The organism is Anaerocolumna chitinilytica (assembly GCF_014218355.1).
GTDB classification, from domain to species: Bacteria; Bacillota; Clostridia; order Lachnospirales; family Lachnospiraceae; genus Anaerocolumna; species Anaerocolumna chitinilytica.
On the sequence record NZ_AP023368.1, the window covers coordinates 4,655,018 to 4,676,543 of the forward strand.

Annotated in this window: 15 protein-coding genes; 1 reads left to right on the forward strand and 14 read right to left on the reverse strand. The window is 39.8% G+C overall.

Annotated elements, in window-relative coordinates; translation table 11 throughout:
- Window positions 1–131: 131 nt before the first annotated feature.
- Window positions 132–1,007 (forward strand): LysR family transcriptional regulator, encoded by an 876-nt coding sequence (locus tag bsdcttw_RS20280; RefSeq protein ID WP_185256615.1) that lies wholly within the window; start codon window positions 132–134, stop codon window positions 1,005–1,007.
- On the opposite strand, the gene pcp is transcribed toward bsdcttw_RS20280, so the two are convergent.
- The 14 genes from pcp to bsdcttw_RS20350 all read right to left on the reverse strand — a co-directional run bounded on the left by pcp (window position 995) and on the right by bsdcttw_RS20350 (window position 21,368).
- Window positions 995–1,615, reverse strand: a complete 621-nt coding sequence (gene pcp, locus bsdcttw_RS20285; protein ID WP_185256616.1) for a pyroglutamyl-peptidase I — start codon at window positions 1,613–1,615, stop codon at window positions 995–997. The two genes, bsdcttw_RS20280 and pcp, sit on opposite strands and share 13 nt — an antisense overlap.
- A gap of 92 nt (window positions 1,616–1,707) precedes the next feature.
- A complete protein-coding gene (locus tag bsdcttw_RS20290; RefSeq protein ID WP_207726440.1) occupies window positions 1,708–3,219 on the reverse strand; it encodes a glycosyl hydrolase family 8 in 1,512 nt (503 codons plus the stop codon).
- Between the two features lie 37 nt (window positions 3,220–3,256).
- Window positions 3,257–3,781 (reverse strand): GNAT family N-acetyltransferase, encoded by a 525-nt coding sequence (locus bsdcttw_RS20295; RefSeq protein WP_185256618.1) that lies wholly within the window; start codon window positions 3,779–3,781, stop codon window positions 3,257–3,259.
- Between the two features lie 289 nt (window positions 3,782–4,070).
- On the reverse strand, window positions 4,071–7,016 hold the full coding sequence (locus bsdcttw_RS20300) for an alpha-mannosidase (protein ID WP_185256619.1): 2,946 nt from the start codon (window positions 7,014–7,016) through the stop codon (window positions 4,071–4,073).
- A 48-nt stretch (window positions 7,017–7,064) separates the two neighbouring features.
- Window positions 7,065–9,386 (reverse strand): hypothetical protein, encoded by a 2,322-nt coding sequence (locus tag bsdcttw_RS20305; RefSeq protein ID WP_185256620.1) that lies wholly within the window; start codon window positions 9,384–9,386, stop codon window positions 7,065–7,067.
- Window positions 9,387–9,469: 83 nt separating this feature from the next.
- Complete coding sequence (locus tag bsdcttw_RS20310) at window positions 9,470–11,218, reverse strand: extracellular solute-binding protein (RefSeq protein WP_185256621.1); 1,749 nt, start codon at window positions 11,216–11,218, stop codon at window positions 9,470–9,472.
- A 95-nt stretch (window positions 11,219–11,313) separates the two neighbouring features.
- Entirely contained in the window at window positions 11,314–12,225 is a 912-nt protein-coding gene (locus bsdcttw_RS20315) for a carbohydrate ABC transporter permease (RefSeq protein ID WP_225903879.1), read from the reverse strand.
- Between the two features lie 42 nt (window positions 12,226–12,267).
- Window positions 12,268–13,149 (reverse strand): ABC transporter permease, encoded by an 882-nt coding sequence (locus bsdcttw_RS20320; protein WP_185256622.1) that lies wholly within the window; start codon window positions 13,147–13,149, stop codon window positions 12,268–12,270.
- 279 nt (window positions 13,150–13,428) lie between these two features.
- Window positions 13,429–15,048, reverse strand: a complete 1,620-nt coding sequence (locus bsdcttw_RS20325; RefSeq protein WP_185256623.1) for a response regulator transcription factor — start codon at window positions 15,046–15,048, stop codon at window positions 13,429–13,431.
- Window positions 15,009–16,859, reverse strand: coding sequence for a sensor histidine kinase (locus bsdcttw_RS20330; protein WP_185256624.1), 1,851 nt, complete (start codon window positions 16,857–16,859; stop codon window positions 15,009–15,011). The genes bsdcttw_RS20325 and bsdcttw_RS20330 overlap by 40 nt, the downstream gene beginning before the upstream one ends.
- Window positions 16,860–17,062: 203 nt before the next feature.
- A complete protein-coding gene (locus bsdcttw_RS20335; RefSeq protein ID WP_185256625.1) occupies window positions 17,063–18,190 on the reverse strand; it encodes a GntR family transcriptional regulator in 1,128 nt (375 codons plus the stop codon).
- 107 nt (window positions 18,191–18,297) lie between these two features.
- Window positions 18,298–18,891: a YitT family protein gene (locus tag bsdcttw_RS20340; RefSeq protein WP_185256626.1), complete on the reverse strand. Its 594-nt coding sequence runs from the start codon at window positions 18,889–18,891 to the stop codon at window positions 18,298–18,300.
- Between the two features lie 301 nt (window positions 18,892–19,192).
- Window positions 19,193–19,504 (reverse strand): thioredoxin, encoded by a 312-nt coding sequence (gene trxA, locus bsdcttw_RS20345; protein WP_185256627.1) that lies wholly within the window; start codon window positions 19,502–19,504, stop codon window positions 19,193–19,195.
- A gap of 181 nt (window positions 19,505–19,685) precedes the next feature.
- A complete protein-coding gene (locus bsdcttw_RS20350) occupies window positions 19,686–21,368 on the reverse strand; it encodes a bifunctional metallophosphatase/5'-nucleotidase (RefSeq protein ID WP_185256628.1) in 1,683 nt (560 codons plus the stop codon).
- Window positions 21,369–21,526 lie beyond the last annotated feature (158 nt).

A 21,526-nucleotide genomic window follows, 5' to 3' on the forward strand; every position in this document is an offset into this window, starting at 1 on the left:
CCGTATTCACTGTATTTAAGTATAGCAAATTTCCAAAAAATAATATAATATAAATAATATATATGTTATATATTTTTAGTTATATATTTTAGTTATTATTTAGTTATAGAGAAAGAAAGGAATACATTGTTATGACTTTTAAGCAGCTTCAATTTTTTCGGAAAACGGCAGAGCTTGAGAATATCTCCCGAGCGGCGAAGGAGCTTTTCGTAGCACAACCGGCCTTGAGTAAATCCATCAAGGACCTGGAAGCGGAGTTAAAGTATCCTCTATTTGACCGAAACGGTAAAAAGATATCCCTTAACCAAAACGGCCGAATTCTCTATAAACATGTTCAGCTGGTACAAAACAACCTGCTGCAGTTGGAGCAGGAACTTATAAATGCAAATACTCCGGGGTCTCATACCGCGGCTATTTCTATCCGCGTGGCTTCCAAACTCCTGCCGGATATTCTAAGGACTTTCTACACCAAATATCCGGATTACAACTTAAAAGTATATCAGCTTGGCAATAATCCTTCATCTCTTCCTCCTTTTGATGTTATTATAGATTCTGCACCAAGAAGTTCTTCTCTGTCATTCAACAGTGTAAAATTATTGGAGGAAAAGATTCTATTAGCCCTGCCTCCCTCTCACCCATTGGCATACAAAGAACATATTCTGCTATCTGACCTTACCGGTTATCCCTGTTCATTACTGAATGAAAGCTACTCTCTCGGTAAATTACTGCATACTAAGATGGATGAACTCCGTTTTACACCAAATATTATTTTTGAGAGTGACAACCCCCATATGATCCGGGACTTTTTAGCTCTTCAACTCACCTATTCTTTTGTACCAGAGAAGACATGGAACATAAAAAATGACTTCCCTCAGTTACTTTTAAGGGAAGTCGATGATTTTACCTGCAGCCGGGAGATTTATCTCTCCTATCTGAAAAAAGAATATGCCGTATTAGCAGCCAGAGCTTTTACAGCACATGTGAAGGAGTACTTTCAGAAACTATGAGCGCTGTCATTCTCTTCCAAGTACCGGATTAAGAATTCAACAGCTCTGATCATGTCACTTAGCTCCATATAAGGGGCATTTTCTTTCTCCATTACCTGAGCTTTTATATAAGGCACATGAACAAATCCGGCCTTCATAGAGTGATATCTGGTTTCTGCCAGAAATAAGGCGTGATACATCACATGATTACATACATAAGTACCGGCGGTATTGGATATCCGTGCCTCTATCTGGTTAGCTCTAAGATAATCCAACATCTTCTTCACCGGAAGGGTAGTAAAATAAGCAGCCTGACCTTCCTCTCTGATAGGGGTATCTATGGGCTGATATCCTATATTGTCCGGGAATTTTGCGTCATCTACATTAATTGCTACTCTCTCCAGGGTGATACCCTCTCTGCCTGCTGCCTGCCCAAGAGAAATAATAGCCTCCGGCTGAATACGTATAACCGCCTCTTCTAACTTTTTCTCTGCCTCTTTGAACTCTACCGGAAGTACCAGGGTATGCAGCTTCTCATTCGCACTTTCTGCCAGTGCTTTTATTATTTCTTCAGAAGGATTTATCTCTTCTCCGTGAAAGGCTTCAAAGCCTGTTACTAAAATCTTCATTCTGTTCTCCTATCTGAGTATTTCTTATATTATCATCCGCTCTTCTTAATATCTGTGTGACTTTAGTACCTTACAGATGCTTAAATGCTTAATTAAAATATTAAGGGCGTCCACCAATTTCCGCTTGCTACAAGCAGGCAAAGCATCTTAATACTGTCATTATAGTAGCATTCTCTGTTTAATACAGAGCATTTACTCCATAAGGAATCCAGCCATTCCTGTGCTCCCGGTGTATTCTTATCCTGGCACATAGCAGCGACCAAATAAGGTACCGTAAAACAAAGATCACTATAGCTTCCCGTAGGCTCTCCCTTTAAGGTATACCCGGCCATTATCTTATCTGGATTATTTTCGGCAGCTTCCCTTATCCATTGATTTAATTTTATTAGCAGTTCCTTTTCCCTTTTATCACCGGTTACCAGATAATCCGTACCGATTCTCCAGGGATCCCTGCAGGCATTATAACCGCAGTTCCCGTCATTTTCACTTTCAAGGAAGTTCTTATAAGCCGGTTCGTACTTTCCCTTTTTGTTTTTTATTATGAAGTCCGGTAACAAGCCTGTATGGCTGGAATACTTCGTAAATATCTGCTCCATGATACCATAGGTTTTATCCGTTACCTGCTTCCATTCCTTCTTCTTCGTTACTTTATAAAATACTTTCAGATGCCCTAATAAAAAATCAGAGCTTCTGGTTCCGGTATAGTAATCACTGTCGGAAGGGGACAGGCTTGCCCAGTCTCCAAGCTGAAGAGTCCAATCCTTTTGGTCCACCTCATACTTCATAATATCTGTTATAATATCAAGTGCAGCCTGCTTATAGTCTATGCCTTTATCACTTCCCCACTGCTTATCTGCCAGTAAAAGGGCATAGGCAATATCCAGATCTCCATCTGTGGCAGAATCTGAATCACTGTCCGCCATAGAACCATTCTGTGCTCCGTCGATCAGCGCGCTCCCGTTATCTGACTGCTGCCATGCCATCAGATGAGGTCCTATGGAACTTAGGTGTTCTTTATAATAAGAATACATTCCATCAAATATTTCTTTCGTTTCGTTATCATACCCAGCCATTAGTACTGTCGTCAACATACCATAGCCATGTGCTTCTGATACTGTTACTGCTACCGATTTATCTGGTACTGCCTTTGTATATTTATTTCCGCTGTACCAAACATAATATTGTGCTTCATCCTCATAGGGATTTTTGGTTACATAAGTATCTTTCCATATTTTATAGAACTTTCCTACCGTCCGGTCCATCTCTTCTTGTGATAAACCGGGCTTTAGTGTTCCTTTTATGTAGGAGACATGCTGGGGAAACGGGTGTTTTACATCCACCTTTTCAACCACCTTTTCTTCCAGCCGTTTGTCTTTTTCACCTTTCCCCAAAGATGTATCACTGTCTTTCTGGGGTAAAGCCTGGGTAATCTTATCAGAAGACAAATTATCTGTAGTTATGTCTGAGGAACTTGATTCCTGCGGCACTTTCTCAGGTGATTTTTGATTCTCAGATGGCTTTTCCGCGCTGCACCCTGTTAGTAGGAATACTGCCAATAAGAAAAAAAGAGGTATAAATTTTCTACATTTCCAAAAACATTTCATATATGGTCCTTTCTATCCTAAAAGTGTTTTACAACTATTATTCCAATTCCTCCAGATGCACCTCATAGAACTTAGCCGGAAAAGTTATGCTATGATCAAATTTACTGTACTCACCGTATCTTGTAAATTGCAGCCCGCACTTTTCAATTACTCTCCCGGAGGCACCATTCTCTATTGCATGGTTGGCACCAAAATCCCTTGCTCCCAGCTTCTCAAAGGCAAATCTTATCATAGCTCTTGCGGCTTCTGTTGACAGACCTTTGTTCCAATAATCATAACGAATATTATAACCGAACTCCCATGTTTTCGTCACAGAGCTGTACCCGATATCCCCGCTGCCAATAAGCAGATTATTATCTTTCAGCACAAACCCAAAATGGTAGCTTTCCTCCTCTTTCAAACTCTCTATCCACTTTGTTACATCCCCCGTATTCGTATAGGTCAGATAAGGCATGAATTTCGTTACCCTTTCATCGCTTAGCCAGACAAAGGCTGCGCCGGCATCTTCTGCTGTTAATGGCCTGAGAATCAACCTGTCTGTTTCAATAACTGGTATCTGCATCTCTAACTCCCTCCCTGTGACCTTACTTCCAAACAACTTGCTGTCATTTAAATCATTTTTGTTCTTCCTTTCATTATATCTTAAAACCTCCAAAATACTATGATAATTTTGGAACTTCAATTCCCATAATTTGTTTTCCATATAAAAAAGAGGGTATTCACTAACGTTTTAACCCGTAAAGAGAGGCAGCCTGATTGTATACAAGCTGCCTCTCTCTCATTTAAACTCACATGAAACTGTCTCTTAATTTTTCTATTGATATTTATTGTTCCAGATTTTGAAGTAGTGTTTATTTTAATTTTAATGTTACGATTTCAAACGGTTTAACTTTTAAGGACAGGGAGTCTCCGCTTCCTATAACCTCTTCCTCTTCTTCCATAAGATTGCATTTATAAATGGAAGTATATTGTTTATCGAATTGCAGGGAGGTATTGACTGTTGCACCATAAGGCTCATAAAGTCTAAGAATACAGCTGTTCTCATCCTCTGCTTTTTTAATTGTTTCGATAACCACATTTTCTGCACCGCTTACCATCTGGCTTGTAACCGTATTGCTTCCTTCTCCTTTTTGCAGGATAACAGGTACATTGAATTCATAAGCCTGTTTATGGACCTGACCGGTTCTTTCGTCTCCGGTATGAGGATATAGGGCATAACGAATCTGATGATTGCCTCTGTCAGCGCTTTCACCCGGATAATTCTGACTGCGGAGCAAATTCATATCTATGACCTTTCCTATTACCCTGTATCCGTATTTGCAGTCATTGAGAAGTGCTACACCATAATCTGCTTCCGATAAATCCACCCACTTGTGTCCGCATACTTCAAACTGTGCTTTTTGCCAGAGAGTATTATCATTATTAGGACGCTTAATCTGTCCGAACTGGATTTCATAGCTGGCTTCTTTGGCAAGGATATCTGTCTCAAAGAAAGTACGAAGCATTTTCAGATTCTCTTTCCATTCTACTTTTATATCAAATTCCAGACGTTTGCTTTCATGTCCCAATTGTATTCTCACTACTATCTGCGACTGACCATAGGCATAGCATTGCTCGCAGATTGCATAAGCTCCCTTCACATAGAACTTTTGACCTTCCAATGTGAAATATTCCGGTTTTCTGTCCGTATATTCAATTGCTATATCCCAGCAGTCTGCATTAAGATCATCATAAACTGCAAAAAGATTTGATGGGCCGCTTAAGCTCTCTCTTTTAGCTGATTTATCAAATAATGAAACCAATGCTCCATCTTCACCAAAAACTGCACGCAGGTACTCATTTTCCAAGTAATCTCTGCCTACCTCTGCCTGTACATTTGTAACAGGTGCTTTTTGCTTTGTATAACCTAAAGCCGGAACCTTCATCTCATAAATACTTCCGTCCTGTTCTACAATCTCTGTCCGTTCCCAAGACAAGGAGTTAAAGGCAGTCAGGGCTGCATCTGCAGCTATCTCTTTGTAACAATCTTCTGTCATCCCTTGCACTTTACTCAGAAGGATTTCATAACGGGCTACGGACTCATCATATACACGCTTTATGGAAGAGCCCGGTATAATATCATGGAATTGATACAATAATATTTCCTTCCAGATTTCATCTAACTGCTGTTTCGGATAATCTTCCAGGTGATTTGTTAATAGCAAAGCGAATTCCAGTTCTCTTAATGCAAGCTCCATCTTTCTGTTAAACCATTTATTCTTCGCCTGGGTGGTATAGGTTCCCTGATGTCTTTCCAGATACAGTTCTCCCACCCATTTGGGCAGCTTACCTCTTGTACTTTCTTCCAGACGTTCAAACAGAGGCTGAGCAAAATCAATATTCACCGGACAAATTCCGTTTAAGTTTTTCATACGGCTGGCCTGTTCCAAATGAAGAGAACCGGGACCGCCACCGCCATCTCCTACTCCAAATAATATGAGAGCTTCCTCGCAGATGCCGCTGTCTATATAATTATTCTCCGCATATTTCATCTGTCTTGGGGTTAAGCTGCTGTTATAAGTATCCTCCGGCAGCATGTGTGTAAAGATTTCCGTCCCGTCAATTCCTTCCCATAGGAAAGTCTGATGAGGAAATTTATTGTGCTCACTCCAGGAAAGCTTTTGCGTCATGAAATAATCGCAGCCGCTTCTTCTTAATAGCTGAGGCAGAGAACCGGTATAACCGAATACATCCGGCAGCCACAGATTCTTTACTTCAACACCAAATTCTTCTTTGAAAAAACGCTTTCCGTATAAAATCTGGCGGACAAGGGCTTCACCACCGCTTAGATTGGTATCGGCTTCCACCCACATACAGCCCTGTACTTCCCATCTGCCCTCTTTTATCTTTTCCTTTACCCTTTCATAAAGGGCCGGATAGAATTCTTTCATCCAGGCATAAAGTTGTGCCTGGCTTGCTCCGAATTTATAATCCGGGTACTGCTCCATATAGTGAAGGGTATTGGAAAAGGTTCTGGCACCTTTTCTTATGGTTTCTCTAATTGGCCATAACCAGGCAAGGTCAAGATGGGAGTGCCCGATAGCGGTAAAGGAAAGGCCACAGTCACCACCTGATTTCTCCAGTAATTTTCCGGTTACTAAAAGGGCTGCATCTATTTCAGCCTCATCATATTTACACAACTGCAAGGATACATCATATAATTTAAAAAGAATCTGATTATATCTCGCACTTTCCTTTTGCAGGCACAGAAGAAGTTCATATAAAACAGAATAATCATAAAAAAGCTTTCTGATCTTTGTATCCTGAATTGCAATATCCGCTTCCAGTACTTTACCATCATTTTTCAGGCTGCCAAACAAATCGTTACAGCCGGCATCCATCCAAATATCAATGACTTCTCCGCCTTTTGCTGAATCTTCCAGATAATAGACTCTCTTTCCGCCTCCTGCAAAGCTAAATTCTGTAGCCACATTGGTAATGCCTCTGACAGGGTTCCCCTCCTTATCTACAATAAGTCCTTCACCACTGATATCAATTAACAGTACTGTTTTTTCACCTTTGCAGATTTCCGGTACGATTCCGGTAAAATGAAACCAAGCACAATCAAATAAACCTCCCCACTTTTCTCCTTTGCTCAGTGTTCGCTTTTCACCGGTTTCTCTCTCAAGAAAGCTTACCGGTTCCTTGGTCTTATAGCAGGTAATATTCAGTTCTCCTGTTTTTGTATAAATTCTGTCCTTTAAAGCTCTTGCTGTCTGTTCAATAGTTCGTACTTGTTTTTCTTTAAGATATGGCATATTCGTCTCCTGCTTTTTTATGAAATAATATTTATGATTGATACTTCTTTATCTCCAAAAATATCCTTTTATGAACAAGGTATCATTATGACTGTCATAAGAGAATAATTCTGTTTTCGATTCTTCATCCCACGTATACTCAATGGGTACTTCATTACCTTTCTCATCCTTAGCCGAAACAAAAACTACCGGCTTGGGAATCCTTATTCTTATATAGGCTTTGATATTATCTGCTGCTTTTACCTTCATAGTAAATCCGGTACCATCACTCTCTTCCTCCAGAGAAAATATTCTGGCAGAACAGCCAATTACTCTCCATTGGATTTCCTCCAATTTTGAAAAATCAAAAAGTATGGTATTTTCATCCGGCCCTATGGTCTTTTCTTTGACAATTGCATAATTGCTTGTCAGCATATCGGCAAAAAGCCCTTTAAAAGAATGTTCTTCTTCTGTTATCTCTTCCCGGTTTTCATTCATTATAGAAGAAATAATATAAGGTCCTCTGCGTAAAGTCAACTGATTGGTGAATATCCATCTCGTACCGCCAAGAGCCAGCAGCTCTTTCATCTTTAAACGATATATATCCGCAAGCTCTGTTGTCAGACAAAGCTTTGCCGGTGATATATTCCAAACCATTAAACGGCCCTCACCTACTGTGAAAGTTCCATCTTCCATTTTCTTTTGGAGTCCTAACATCTCAAATAAATGCTCGGAAGCGTTTCGGTATCCTTCCTTCCCTCCGTCTGCTTTACCGGTACGGTTCCACCAGCCTTCCACTTCGTGGTAAGGGTCCGTACCATCTCCTATATAAACCAGGGTGCCGCCGCTCTTAACCCAGGCTGCAAGAGCGTTATTAACATCCGGAGATTCCGGTTTCATATACTCATAACTTAAGATAAGGGTCTTATAATCATCAAAATATCCTGTAAAGCGTCTGATATTATCAAGGAGCACAGGTCGGACCGGAAGACCGTATTTTAACAGCGGCATTGCCATGCCAAAGAAATTCGGAAAGGTACTGCTTTGGATAAAGGTCTGATACAAATCCCTGTCTTTTTCCACCTTTTCCATAAATATCTGGCTTTCCTTCCGGCAATCCTCACCATCATGCATCTTGTCCTTAAACTCATCCATTGCCTTTTCCAGCATAACATCGTTTTCTGCCGTTATGATTCCATCCGGATAGCTTCTCTGAAAGAGGCCTGAATCTGACATAAGAATGCCAACACCTTCCTTCACTCCGTCAAAGCAGTATTCCTTCTGGTCCATATCACCGAACATCTGAACCATGCTGTTAAGAAGTGTTGCGTATTCCGGCGGTATTGCTTTTGCTCCGGGCATATTATCCGTAGGGATTGTGCCTCCGGCAAGGCCTGCCTTACGGGGAAATACTCCGTCATACACTCTTCTTGGCCACGGACAGATTTCATAATGATGAACAGCCGGATGTAGGAGGGATGCCACTGCGGTCTTCACATAATTATATCGGTAATCCTCCCAGGTATATTCCGGATTGTCTTCAATGGGATCATGAAGAAACCACATTCTTCTGCCTGTACCCTTTACCAGTTCCTGCATGATGCCGTATTCTAAAAATGCGGTCTCAAAGGTTCTTTCCTTTACCACACCTTCATAGACATTTGCCGGACGGCTGGTACCGGTCCATACCTGGGCAATATAGCCGTCTACCGCAGGCAGTCCGATAAGTGCCCCCTCCGGACTCATGATTTTCCATTGGGTATAATTTAGAAGGCTATGTGTTGGAACATAAAAACGCAGCACCCTGCCGTATTCTGTAAGGGCATATTCCTTCAGGGCATTTCCGATCTGGCTTATGGTTCTTGCATAGAGGTATGCCTTCAGCTTTGAGACTTTATACCTTGTATCCAGACTGCTATGGGGCGGCTGCCAGGGTTCTCTGTAATAGATAAGGTATTCTCTCTTAAAGCTCTCCGAATATCCTCCCCGATCCCAAAACTCCGGTTCCTCCATATGAATTGCTTCTACTCCCGAATCCACCGCACGTTTAAGCTTTTTAATCAGATATTCTGCAAATGCCACTGTCGGCGACATATAAGGAACATCTTTCCCATGTTTTATATGTTTACCGTAACGGTCCATTTGACTCTCGTCCCAATGATTTTTACCGTCATATTCTCCGTACAGGTAATCTTGGTATTCTCCCCAGGAGATACCCGTCATTAGATGGACTACATATCCTTTCTCCTTAAACTTACGTACTCTTTCCGGCATTGTTTCATCAATTCCGTAAACCATGACAAAATCACATTGTACATCAATATTTGGCTGCCAGGGGGCACTTTCCTGAAAACCTGTTAATTCCTGCGATCTTTCTCTGATATATGCCATATGATTTTCTCCCCTTTCAATATGATTAATTTTAACACTGACATAAGACGTCAGCCAACGCTGACGCCTTATGCTTTCACATCTTAGTCCAGAATATCATCTCTGGAGTTAGCACATTCTGTTACATATTTTAAGTAATCTTTGAAGATTCCATTGTCCTGGGTCAGAAGATACTTCTGATAATCCTCTAAGATAGAACGGGCTTCAGCCTCAGATTTTGCAAAGTAAGCACGCTGCTCATAATCTTTTTGGGTAGTTCCCTCAAAAGCGAATTTCTTAACTTTGTCATAATCCTTATAATTCTGTACAAGACCTTCTAACGGATAGCCGTCTGCTCTTTCAACAGGACGTTCGATCTTATAAGCTACCATTTCTGCCGGTGCTGCATCGGCATCACCTGCTCCGATTTCACCCCACCAGGTAAAACGTTTATCAGCTTGGAGTGTACGGCCTAATATATAACCGATGCCTTTTTCACGAAGCTCGTCGTCAGCAGAAGAATCACCTGCTGCTTTTCTGGTAAGTATATCTTTGTTAAGACGAGGCTGACCATCTGCATTTAAAGTATATGTATCCCCTTCAATACCATACTGGCACAGACGTGCTCCTTCTTCGCTGTTTACATAATCAAGATAGGTCAATGCTGCTTCTATGTTAGAGCAGGTGCTTGGGAAGATAATAGCAGGAGAACCGGCACGGCCATTCTGTTCCAACTGTACAATAGGCTGGCCATCCTTATATGTCATCGGTCCTACGGGAACATACTTCATTTCCGGATGTGCACTGTATAACCCTGTAAGTTTTGTTGAATTGATAACAGAACTGTACTGTGCAGATGCAAATAATGCTGTACCGTTACCTACTTTTTCATCAGCTTGCGCATCGGACTGTTTAAAACACTCTACATCCAATAAGCCCTGATTCACAAGCTTCCAGATGAACAACTGTCTCTTAATATAGTCTTCTGTTAAAGGAATATAGTTATAAGTACCATCTGCCTGTTTTACATAATTGCTGAATTTCTTCTCGGAGAAATTAATAGAGTAACCTGTACTATCCCAGCCATCGTGATAGGTTGTAGCTACAATACAGTCATTTCCATTTACATCCTTAAATCCATGTTCCTTTGCTTTTTCCATGAAATCATATAACTGGTCAGCTGTCTTAATGGTAGTAGGATCAATTCCTAATGCTCCGGGTACATCACCGCGAACGAATACGCCGTAAGCCCAGTTTGTCACGTCAGCAGTATCTCCGGGAGTTTCCTGAGGCAAAATGTATTTATGTCCGTTAAAGCCCTTGTAATTTAGGTCATTCTCCAGATAAGACTGTGAAACGATACCAACGTCATAGGAATTAGCAAGGTTCGGGTAATTGGGAAGAAGATCCTCAATAGCAAGTAATCTTCCTTCTGACGCTGCTTTTTTAATTACCGCAGTCTCACCTGCACTGCCGCCCCAATAAGGAGCATTAATGATGTCAGGCATATCACCGGAAGCAAACATCAGATTCAATTTCTCTGTCTCGCTCATCATAATGCCTTCAAATTCAACAGTAACCCCTGTCTTTTCTCTGATAGCTTTTGCCACTTCATTGTTGTACTGATCCGATGCTGTTTTAAATCCTCCGTTCCAGCATATCAGCATTTTTAATTTTACATCATCGAATTTTTTAGGCCCTTTTGTATCTGTTGCAGCATCCGTCGTACTTGCCCCTTTAGAATCAGCCGGTTGTGATTCTGCCTTCTTATTGCCATCTGTTTTTGAGCAGCCGGAAACCAGTGTTGCTACCATCATTAGACATAAGAAGATACTAAGTAACTTTTTTTTCATATACATTCTCCTTTTATTTTTTTGTATGGTTATTATGGACTGCCTTTTACCTCTGTTGAATACACAGGTTTTTACCAGGCAGCGCCTTCATACCGTCATCCCTTTACTGAACCGATCATAACCCCTTTCACGTAATACTTTTGAAGAAAGGGATAAACCACTACAATAGGCATGGTCAGAATCATGACAAATGCCATCTGCAAGGACTGGCTGGTATAACTGGTCATGGTCGATAAGTTGGACTCCTGCCCAAGTTTGATCGTAGAAGAGGCTGTTGCCTCACCAAGGAGCTTTTGCAGCAGCGTAGCGGCAGGATAAAGTGCTGGCCGGCTCTGATAATAAGCTCCGGTAAACCAGTCATTCCAGTGCCCTACACCGATAAACAGTGCAAGGGTGGCCAGAATAGGTTTAGCTAGCGGAATAAATATACGAAACAGTATTTTTGCTTCTCCTGCCCCGTCAATCTGGGCAGATTCTCTGAGCTCAGCGGGAATACTATCAAAATAGGTCCTAAGCAGAAGGAAATTAAAGAAGCTGTAAACTGCCGGAATAACATATAATAAAAAGCTTTTTGTTAAACCCATATCACGAAGCAGCATATAGTAAGGAATCATTCCGCCTCCGAATATGGTCGTGAAGTAAAAAAAGAAAGTAAAAAAGGTCTTGCCGGGTAATGTCTTAATACTTAGGGCGTATGCTATCAAGGCTGTAAAAAACAATCCCAATACTACACCAATTAAAGTTCTTTCGACGGATATGGACAGGGAATCGAATATACGGGAATCCTTAAAGGCATGAGAAAAATTCTCCAGGGTAAATTCTCTCGGCCAAAAATATACACCGCCTTTGGCAAAATCTCTTCCGGTATTAAAGGAAGCTACCATTACATACCAGAAGGGATATAAGGAAATGAAGCCAAAAGCTGCTAAAAATATGTAATTAAAAAACACGAATACTTTACGGGATTTTGATTCTTTTATTTTCATGCTAATAACCTTGCCTTTCATCAAAGCCTGTAACCTTCAGGCTGCAGATATTAATTTGAGATATTACCATATACCCACATCCATAAATTTTTTAGATACGGAATTTGTCAGAGCCATCAAAGCAAAGGCAAAAGCCGATTTAAACAAGCCAATGGCTGTTGCGTATTCAAACCTGCCATAATTCAGACCAGTTTTTAAAACAAAGGTATCAAGAATTTCTGAAATCTGTGTATTGGCCGGCTGCTGTAATAAAAGAACCTGGTCAAAGCCTGCATTTAAGATACCGCCCACAGCAAAGATAAACATAATGCCAATGGTTCCCTTAATGGATGGAAGGGTAATGTGCCAGGTACATTTTAAATGTCCCGCACCATCTACAGTGGCGGCCTCATAAAGCTCCTGACTTACTCCTGAAAGGGCAGAAAGATAGATAATAGAACCCCAGCCGGCATTCTTCCAGATATCAGAAAGAATTACCATAGGGTAGAAATATTTCTTCTCACCCATAAAGAATATAGATTCCAATCCAAAGTGTTTTCTTATATCATTTATAATTCCACCGTAGGGTGTAAAAATAACTGTCATCAGACTGACTGCCACTACCCACGATACAAAGTAAGGAAGATAGCTCATTGTCTGAACCGCTTTTTTAAATTTTAAACCTCTTACCTCGTTTAATAATAATGCTAAAAGAATAGGTGCCGGAAAGCCGAAAATAATTTTGAAGCCGCTTATAATAATGGTATTTTTCATTACAATCCAAAAATCCGGTGATTTTATAAACTCCTCAAAATTCTGTAATCCCACAAAGGGACTTCCCAAAATTCCCAGATTATAATTGTAAGCTTTAAAAGCCAGAAGAGCTCCATACATGGGGTAGTAACAAAACACCAACAGCCAGACCACACAGGGAAGGATAAACAGATATAACACCTTGTGTCTCATAATTTGCTGCCATAATCTTCTTGTCCTTACTTGTCTGGTTATCGAACCTGATATGGTAGATTTCAAAAGCCTTTCACTCCTTTCGTATTCTGTGGAGCTTTATGTTCGCTCCTTTCTTTCTTATTTTACTTCCCGTCATGTTAAAAGAATATCAACTTTTTTCATGACTCTTATGCACTTCTTTCATTTTTATAGTTATTTAGTCTATAATGCTTCTATTTAATCATTCTTTTTTAGGCTTTTTCACAACTTATCAGATTCCATTTCCATTTTTACTTGTTATTTTTCACGGAAGTCATTTGAGGTGCAACCAACATGCTTTTTAAAGGTCCTCATAAAATAACTTGTATTACAAAAACCGCAATTTTCAGCAATATCGCAAATACAAAGCTTTGTTTCTTTCAGAAGCTTCTTTGCATAATCCATTCTTAAGTTATTAATATATTTTGTAATATTAATACCAAATTCTTTATTAAAGGACGTTGAAAGATAACCCAGTGATATAGAGAACCTCTGAGCCAGAAAGTTCGTGGATATTTCACTGCTGGTATAGTTATCCTCAATATAATTCTTTATAATCATCAGAACAGAGCGTGAATCAGCAGTAACTGCCATCCATTGGCCAAGTACTGTTGTTATGGTTCTGCACAGGCTTTCTATCAACTCTTCTCTTGAGGAAAATTCATCGATAATTCTGCCGGAAAGGTATTCTGTACCAAGCATTGACACAATACTTCCGCCTGCTTTTTTTATACAGGTACGGGCCAGTATACAGATGAGTTCCACATAAAGTATACGGATATGCATTGCCGTCCCCGGTATATCTACCGAAAATATCCTTCTGACAACAGCAAGTGCTTCTTTCAAATCACCAGTCGCTAAAAACCTTTGATATAGCTTAAAATCCTCCTCCGGTAAATTTGTAGCAGCGGATTTCTCCCATTCGCTCCAGTAAAACAATCGGCTGTCATTCTCACCGGCCAGAGTAAAACGCAAGTCAAGGGCCTGTCTGGCTTGTGTCAATAAAACACCGGAGACAGATTCTTCAATGCCGGATATCCCCATAACCATCACAATATCAAGCTTCTTGCGTATCTTACATCGTATCTCCTTGAAGTTTTTTAGAAATATTTCTTCCGCCTTTTTTATATCCTCCTCCGGAGAAGCTGCTATTACTGTAATCTGCTGCCCCGGGTTAAGGTCAAAAAAGGTAAGAAACCACGGCCCTGCCGCCTCTTGCACAATCTCCTGCAATGCCTGCCGCAATTTTTCGGACTGGAGTTTCACCGACATACGAAAAACGCCAATTTGATAATATTTTGGTACACTCGGAAAGATATCTTCTAAGGAAATCTCCAGATTAGGTTTGACCCCATGAAAAAAGGCTGTCAGCTGTTCCCGTTGATTCTCATTTAATCTGCCGTCTTTTAGTCTTGCATTATAATACGGCCCTTGAAGCAGACTTCTCCGGTGCATTTCCTTTGCAGTTACTTTCGCCAAGGTAGCTGTTAATTCCTCCTGTCTGGCAGGTTTAAGTAAGTAATCCACTACCCCCAAGGTTATTGCTTCTCTGGCATATTGAAATTCCGAATAGCCTGAAATTAAGACAGATGCAATGTCCGGCACGTATGTTTCAGCAGCTTTCACCAAGTCAATGCCGCTCATTTTACCCATCATAATATCTGTAAACAGGATATCCGGCTTATACTCTTTAATCTTTTCAAGAGCTTCCTCCCCGGAGGAAGCCTCCATTATCCACTTAAAACTGAAACCACTCCGGCTCACTTTATATAATATATCCGCGCAAGCCAGTTTCTCATCGTCCACAATTAATACACCAAGCATTCTTAATCTCCCTTCTACAACACTTTGCTGCAAGGCACCCTTACTGAAACACACACACCTCTCCCTTCTCCTTCGCTTGTTATCTTCAAGCCGTAATTCACACCATACTGCAGGAGAATTCTCTGATGTACATTTAAGAGCCCGATACTGTTGTTATTGGCTGCTAAAGCTGTTATCTGAACGACAGGTTCTGCCATCCTCTCTTGTATCATTGTTAGTCTTTCAGCAGTAATTCCTTCTCCGTTATCCGTAATGGATACCACCAGATCGTCTTTATCCTTACTGGCCCATATCCGAATCTCTCTGCTGTCTCCGTCTTTTGCCATTTGATTTTTAAAACCATGTTTAAAAGCATTTTCAATTAACGGCTGCAGAATGAGTTTTGGTACCTTGTATTCATATAACTCTTCCTTTATATCAACGCTGTATGTAAAATTATTTTGGTATCGGATGCTTTGTATATACAGATAATCTGAAATATTCGATAACTCATCCTTCAACGTCACATTGTGCCTGGTTACTTCAGAAGAATATCGAAACATAGCTGATAGGGCTGCTATCATTTCAGTGGTACTGTCTGCACCTTCCAGATTGGCCATAGCTGATATGGTATTTAATGTATTATAGAGAAAATGAGGATTGATACAAGACATCAATGCCTGTTCTCTGGCAGTCATAACCTGCATTTTCGCCGTGTATTCTTCCTGAATCAGTGTTTGTATTCGTTTCTGCATTCGAAACAGATGTCTCTCTATTCGTGTAAGCTCATCTGAACCTCCCACCGGTTTAAAGGGTTGCACCTCCTTTTCATTAAATTGATCCATTTTCCCAATAAGGACATTTAATTTTTTGTTATAAATCCGATTTGATATAATTAAGAGCAGCATCATAAAAATCAGCAGGGTAACAGTTGAATAAATTGCTCCAAGCCCGTCGGACTTTTCCATTTGCTTTGGGTTAAATAAAATAACGGCAGTGGCATCAATTACACCGATATTTCTTGTTAAGATATTAAAGTTTTCTTTGTTTCCTTCCCCGTTTTTTACTTTGATTTTTTGGGAGAATTCCTGCCCTGCTCTGATGTTATTATATAGTTTCTCAATCTTCTCCTGTGGCAAGGCACCATCATTTTTTTTCGCAGCTATATAGCTATAAATAATTCTGCCGCTTTTATTATCAAATAAATAGATGCTGTGATAGGACCCCTTATAAGGTGCAAATAATGTACCGGTATCAACGGTAATAGTCTGACAGCAGTAATCCTGTCCCCAGGCACTGGACTTCGAATTATAATTATTAATGATTCCTGCCAGTGTCAGATGATATGTATGGGTCACATCAGAATAGGTATACCACCACTGAGGGTTTTTCTCCTTTAACTCCTTAAACCAGCTTTTCTCCTTTACTTTACCTACGTCCCAGAAATAATATCCGTCTGCCGGCAGATAGGTATACAACCTTTGTCCGATGACTTCCTGGGACTGGTATAGAAAAAAGGTCATTTCACTTATCCTCTGACCTAAATCCTTGCTAAGTATGACCATTTCTGAACGACTGACGTCTTTTTTGAAGATATTGTCCCGCAAATCATTACTCATGGAAACCACTCCCATGGCAGTAATGTAGTTTGACAGCTTATCCGTAACACCGGAAATATAAATATCCGCAGAATCTTTCTGTATTCCATATAATTCGTTGTTGACCTTTGCCAGATAATTCTGAACCAAATACCATATTCCCATGGAGGATACCAGCATAATCAGCACCGTTAGCATTAACATGGAATGTATAGAGGTAATCAGTACGAACTTCTGAATTCTCTGCTTACCAATTATTTTAATCTTGCTCCTGCTGATCTCCTCCATAAACGGACCTCTTTTCGATTAATTAAATTAGAGTTCGAAATATATCACTTTTTGATATATTTTATTCTTTCTGATATATTTAATGTCATGTGATATATTTATATTATATAAATATATCCATGTTGTCAATAAAATATTAAAATTAAAAGATACCTTCATGCATATCCAACAAAAAAAAGACCCGAAGGTCTTTTCTAAGTACTTTATTTATTTTGATGCAAGTCACGAACACTTTTTCTTTCAATCAGCTCAGTGGGTATTTTTATATGTTTTACCGGTTCTCCCCTTGTATTGATTTTTTCCGTTATTATGCGAAAAGCTTCTTCCATCAACGGCCTCACCGGCTGCCGCATCGTGGTAAGCTTAATATCAAGATAATCTAGAATTGCATTGTCTGTAAATCCTGTTACGGAGAGCTTATCCGGAATGGAAATTCCCAGTTCTTTTGCAGCGGAATAGATCTGGATAGCCAGATAGTCATCGCCGCAGAAAACTGCTGTCAGGTCTTTATTTCTTTTAAGATACTCCACAAAATTCATATTCGATGCAGCAGGATTCTTTATCATGACATAATCCTTTTTAATATGCAGGTTATTCTCCGCCATGGCACTGACATATCCTTTATATCTTTCATCCCTGCTGGATACTTCCGATATCGCATCGGAAACGAAACCGATATTTTGATGTCCCTTTTCTACCAGATAATTCAATAGCTTTTTGGCTCCCTGGTAATGATCGTGATATACGCTGTCAAACTCAATTTCCTTATAGACTCGGTCTACCATAACAATCGGATATCCTCGCAGCTTATAATGCAGCAGTTCGTTGCCGCATACATTTTTGTCGCCGGGAAAGAATATTACTCCTTTAATGCTTGGTATTCCAGCAATTTCACGAAGTACTTTCTCCTCGTCTTCAAGGTTGCCTCCGGATACCTTCACAATAACTTCATATTCCGCTTCCTCCGCAATATGAAGCAGTTCTGTAATAATCTGCCCGATATAAAAATCAATTCTCGGTAATACCAGAGCAATTAATTTCACCCCTCCAAGCTCTGTCTTATCCGGCAGTTCTTCCTCCATCATTGCCCTTATAACACTAGTATCAATGTCTTTTAAGAAACTGCCTTGTCTTGGAACCCGGTATATTATCCCCTCTTCCGCCAAAGCATTTAATGCCAGCTTACTTGTCATTCTGCTGACTCCAAAGAGCTCTGCGATCATCCCTTCACTGGGAAGTAATTCATGGGGATGGTATTTCTTTTCTAAGAACATTCTTAGTAGCTCACGCTTCACTCGGTCTGTCTTTGTGTCGTTGATTTTCCCTTGCACTAACTCTTTACCTCACCCTTTTGATATTATCTGATGTATTTGATATATATTATATCAGACACAAAATGATAGATAAAGGAAAATAATGTGTTTTTTACTTTAAAGTATTACTTTCCCATCTCTGTTTTACTTTCTATGGTTTGAAGCTTATTTAATACTATGGACTGTATTCCTACAAAAATTGCTCCGTAGGCAATTGCCAGCACACCAAACGTAAACCCACCATACAGCATAACTGCCAGATTAATTGCTCCCATGGTATAGGCCACATTTAATTTTTCCTTCTTTTTATGGAAAATCAGAGCAAGGACATCAAAACCCACTGTTGTCGCTTTTGCATGCAAGCACAGAAAATACCCTGTCCCGACTCCCAAGGCGCTTATAAGTACCGAAGCTATTTTAGGAAGTTGAACTGTAAACCCGGTCTTACTGAACACATTAAATAAAACAAGATAACTAAAACAACTGAATATGGTTCCCAGAAAATATTCTTTCCCCAGTCCTATGTAACAAAGGCCAAGGAGCAAAAGGGTTATTCCATTCACCAGATATACAGTTGGAACATTTATAAGTTTTGCCGTTACCATGGAGAAGCTCGTTACCCCTCCATTGATAATATGATTTGGTACAGTGATGCAGGCATAACAAAAGGTAATAAGCAAATTGCCAGCCAGTATATCTGCATATTTTCTAAAATTCATTTTTCTTATGTTCCTTTCCTATTACCGCTGTTATGTACATTTTACAGACACCTAACTAGTAGTCAGTCATTATTGCTTCCTATAGCAGCATAAAACTTTTCTGACCTTCCTTGTGAACGGCAATTATTCTATGTAAAAGTTTCTTTTAGCATTTCCCTATTATAAACTTTTTCCTTTCATTTAGAAACACTGCACCGGAATTTTTGTCAAAAAAATAAAGCCTCTTCTTGCCCTTTTAAGTCCACATTCCTTGAAGGCTTGTGACTACGGGCAAGAGGGAGGCTTATAATTAAGTTTACAATTAAGGAATCATAGCCAGAATTTCCTGCTTCGGCCTTACGCCAACGCTGGATTGAACCACTTTTCCATCCTTTAATACCACCAGAGTAGGTATACTCATTACACGGAATTGCTGTGCAAGTTCCGGTTCTTCATCTACGTTTACTTTTCCTACTTTAACGGAATCAACTGTTTCTTCAGCCACCTGCTCTACAATAGGCCCAACCATCTTACATGGCCCACACCAGGATGCCCAGAAATCTAATAAAACAGGCTTGTCCGATTCTATTACTTCTTGATTAAAATTGTCTTTTGTTATTTTTAATACGCTCATATTTTTATCTCCTTTACTGCTTTTAATTGTATGCAATGTAATTGATAGTTTTATTATAGCTTTTTTCATATTTCTCTCTGTGACAAAGTCACATTTCGAAAAAAGAGGCTATCCCTGGCCATGACAGCCGGGGGATCGCCTCTTCTACTGGTATTTTACCTGCAAGTTCTTATTGAATTCATTATTTTATTACAATTCTTCCCTGTCCTTGAGGATTCGCATATTCTGAACCCACTGTTCCTTTGAGATTATTTGTAAGATAGTTTGAAAGAATGTCGTAGTCCACTGCGATATCGTCCTTAAGAACTTTTGCATTTTTAAACATGGTATATCCGTCACCACTGCTCTTTAAGGTGTAGTTAATACCAGCCAGTTTATACTCCTTTGTAAGATCCAAGGCTTCGTAATTTCCTGTTTTACTGTTTAAAATCTTTATATTCTCTACCCGATATGCTCCTCCTACACTTTGGAACATTCCGCTGGCATCCAATACAACGGAAGAAGGAACAGAAGTATTGATTTCATATGTAATACCTGATACCTGTAAAAAGCCGCCGCTTTCTTCAGGGTAATTCTTAGCGCCTAGTTCAAGGGCGTCTTTAATCTGCTGGCCGGTTACCTGGAGAACACAGCCCATATTTCCCCAAGGGAATACGGAGAGGAGACTGTTATAAGTTATATCCCCCATAGCAATATCAGCGCGGATTCCACCGCCATTCATAATAGCTGCGTCAGCATCCAAAACAGTACGAAGGGCATCAGCGCAGAAATCTCCGAGATTAGTCTCCGCATTACGGACAGCACGTTTACCGGTAGAAGCATTTAAAGTAGTCAGATTCACTGCAGTCTTACCAATAACCTTGGAAAGCTCTGCCTCGTAACTCTTTTTTATAGATGCTATGTATTCGCTTACTCCGGAATCTGTCTTGGTATAATCTTTCAGAGATACCAGATTCGTTGCAATTTTTCCATTTTTATTGATAACCAGCTTACCAATATTTTCAAACTTCGTTCCTGTTGATGAAACCAGGACATTTTTTCCACTCTTATTTTTTACTGTATTCTCTGCAAAAGTACTATGAGAATGGCCATCTAGCATTACATCAATTCCTGTGGTATTCTTAATAACACTTGTAGAAGTCCAACGATCTGTAATACCATCTGTACCAAGGTGAGCAAGGGCTACCACATAGTCAGCACCGGCTTTTCTTGCGTCATTAACCGCCTTTTGAACACGATTGTAAAGGGCCTTACCGGTTTGATCACTGCAAAAACCATAGACATAATTTCCATTTGCATCCTGAAAATATGCGGGAGTGGATTTGGTTATAGATTCGGGCGTCGTAATTCCTACATAGGCAACTTTCGTTTTACCATATTGCTTGATGACATAATTCTTATAAACGCTCTTTCCTGTTTTCATATTCTTGAAATTACAGCTTACTACATCACTCTTTAACTCATCTGTCAGCACCTTTAACTGGTCTAGCTGATAGTCGAACTCGTGATTTCCAAGTGTAACCACATCATAACCAACCTTATTCATGATATCAATAATGTTCTGACCTTTTGATATCGCTCCGATAGTTCCACCCTGAATAAAGTCTCCATCAGAAACTAGAGAAACATATTTTGTTTTTTCTTGTAAATCACCTTTCAAAGCCGCAAGACTTGCATATCCATCTACGGCACAGTGAACGTCATTATCATATAAAATAACAATATCACTGCTTGTTACACTATCTGCCGGTGAAGATGATTCAGCCGCCAGTGCCCTGTCTGCCGGAATAACTGGCGTAACCACCAGCAAGGCAACAGCAAGGAAAGAAACCACTACATTTTTTAGTCTTTTTGATAATTTCATAATAACTCCTTCCGTGAATGTAAAATCTTTGAATTTTATGATTTATTAATACAACCCTATTATATCATTTCTTCAAAAATATTTACCAATTTTATGTAATTTTTTTGAAAAGTTTTATCAGAAAATATCTCATATTTTTTATGGCGATTTATTTTATT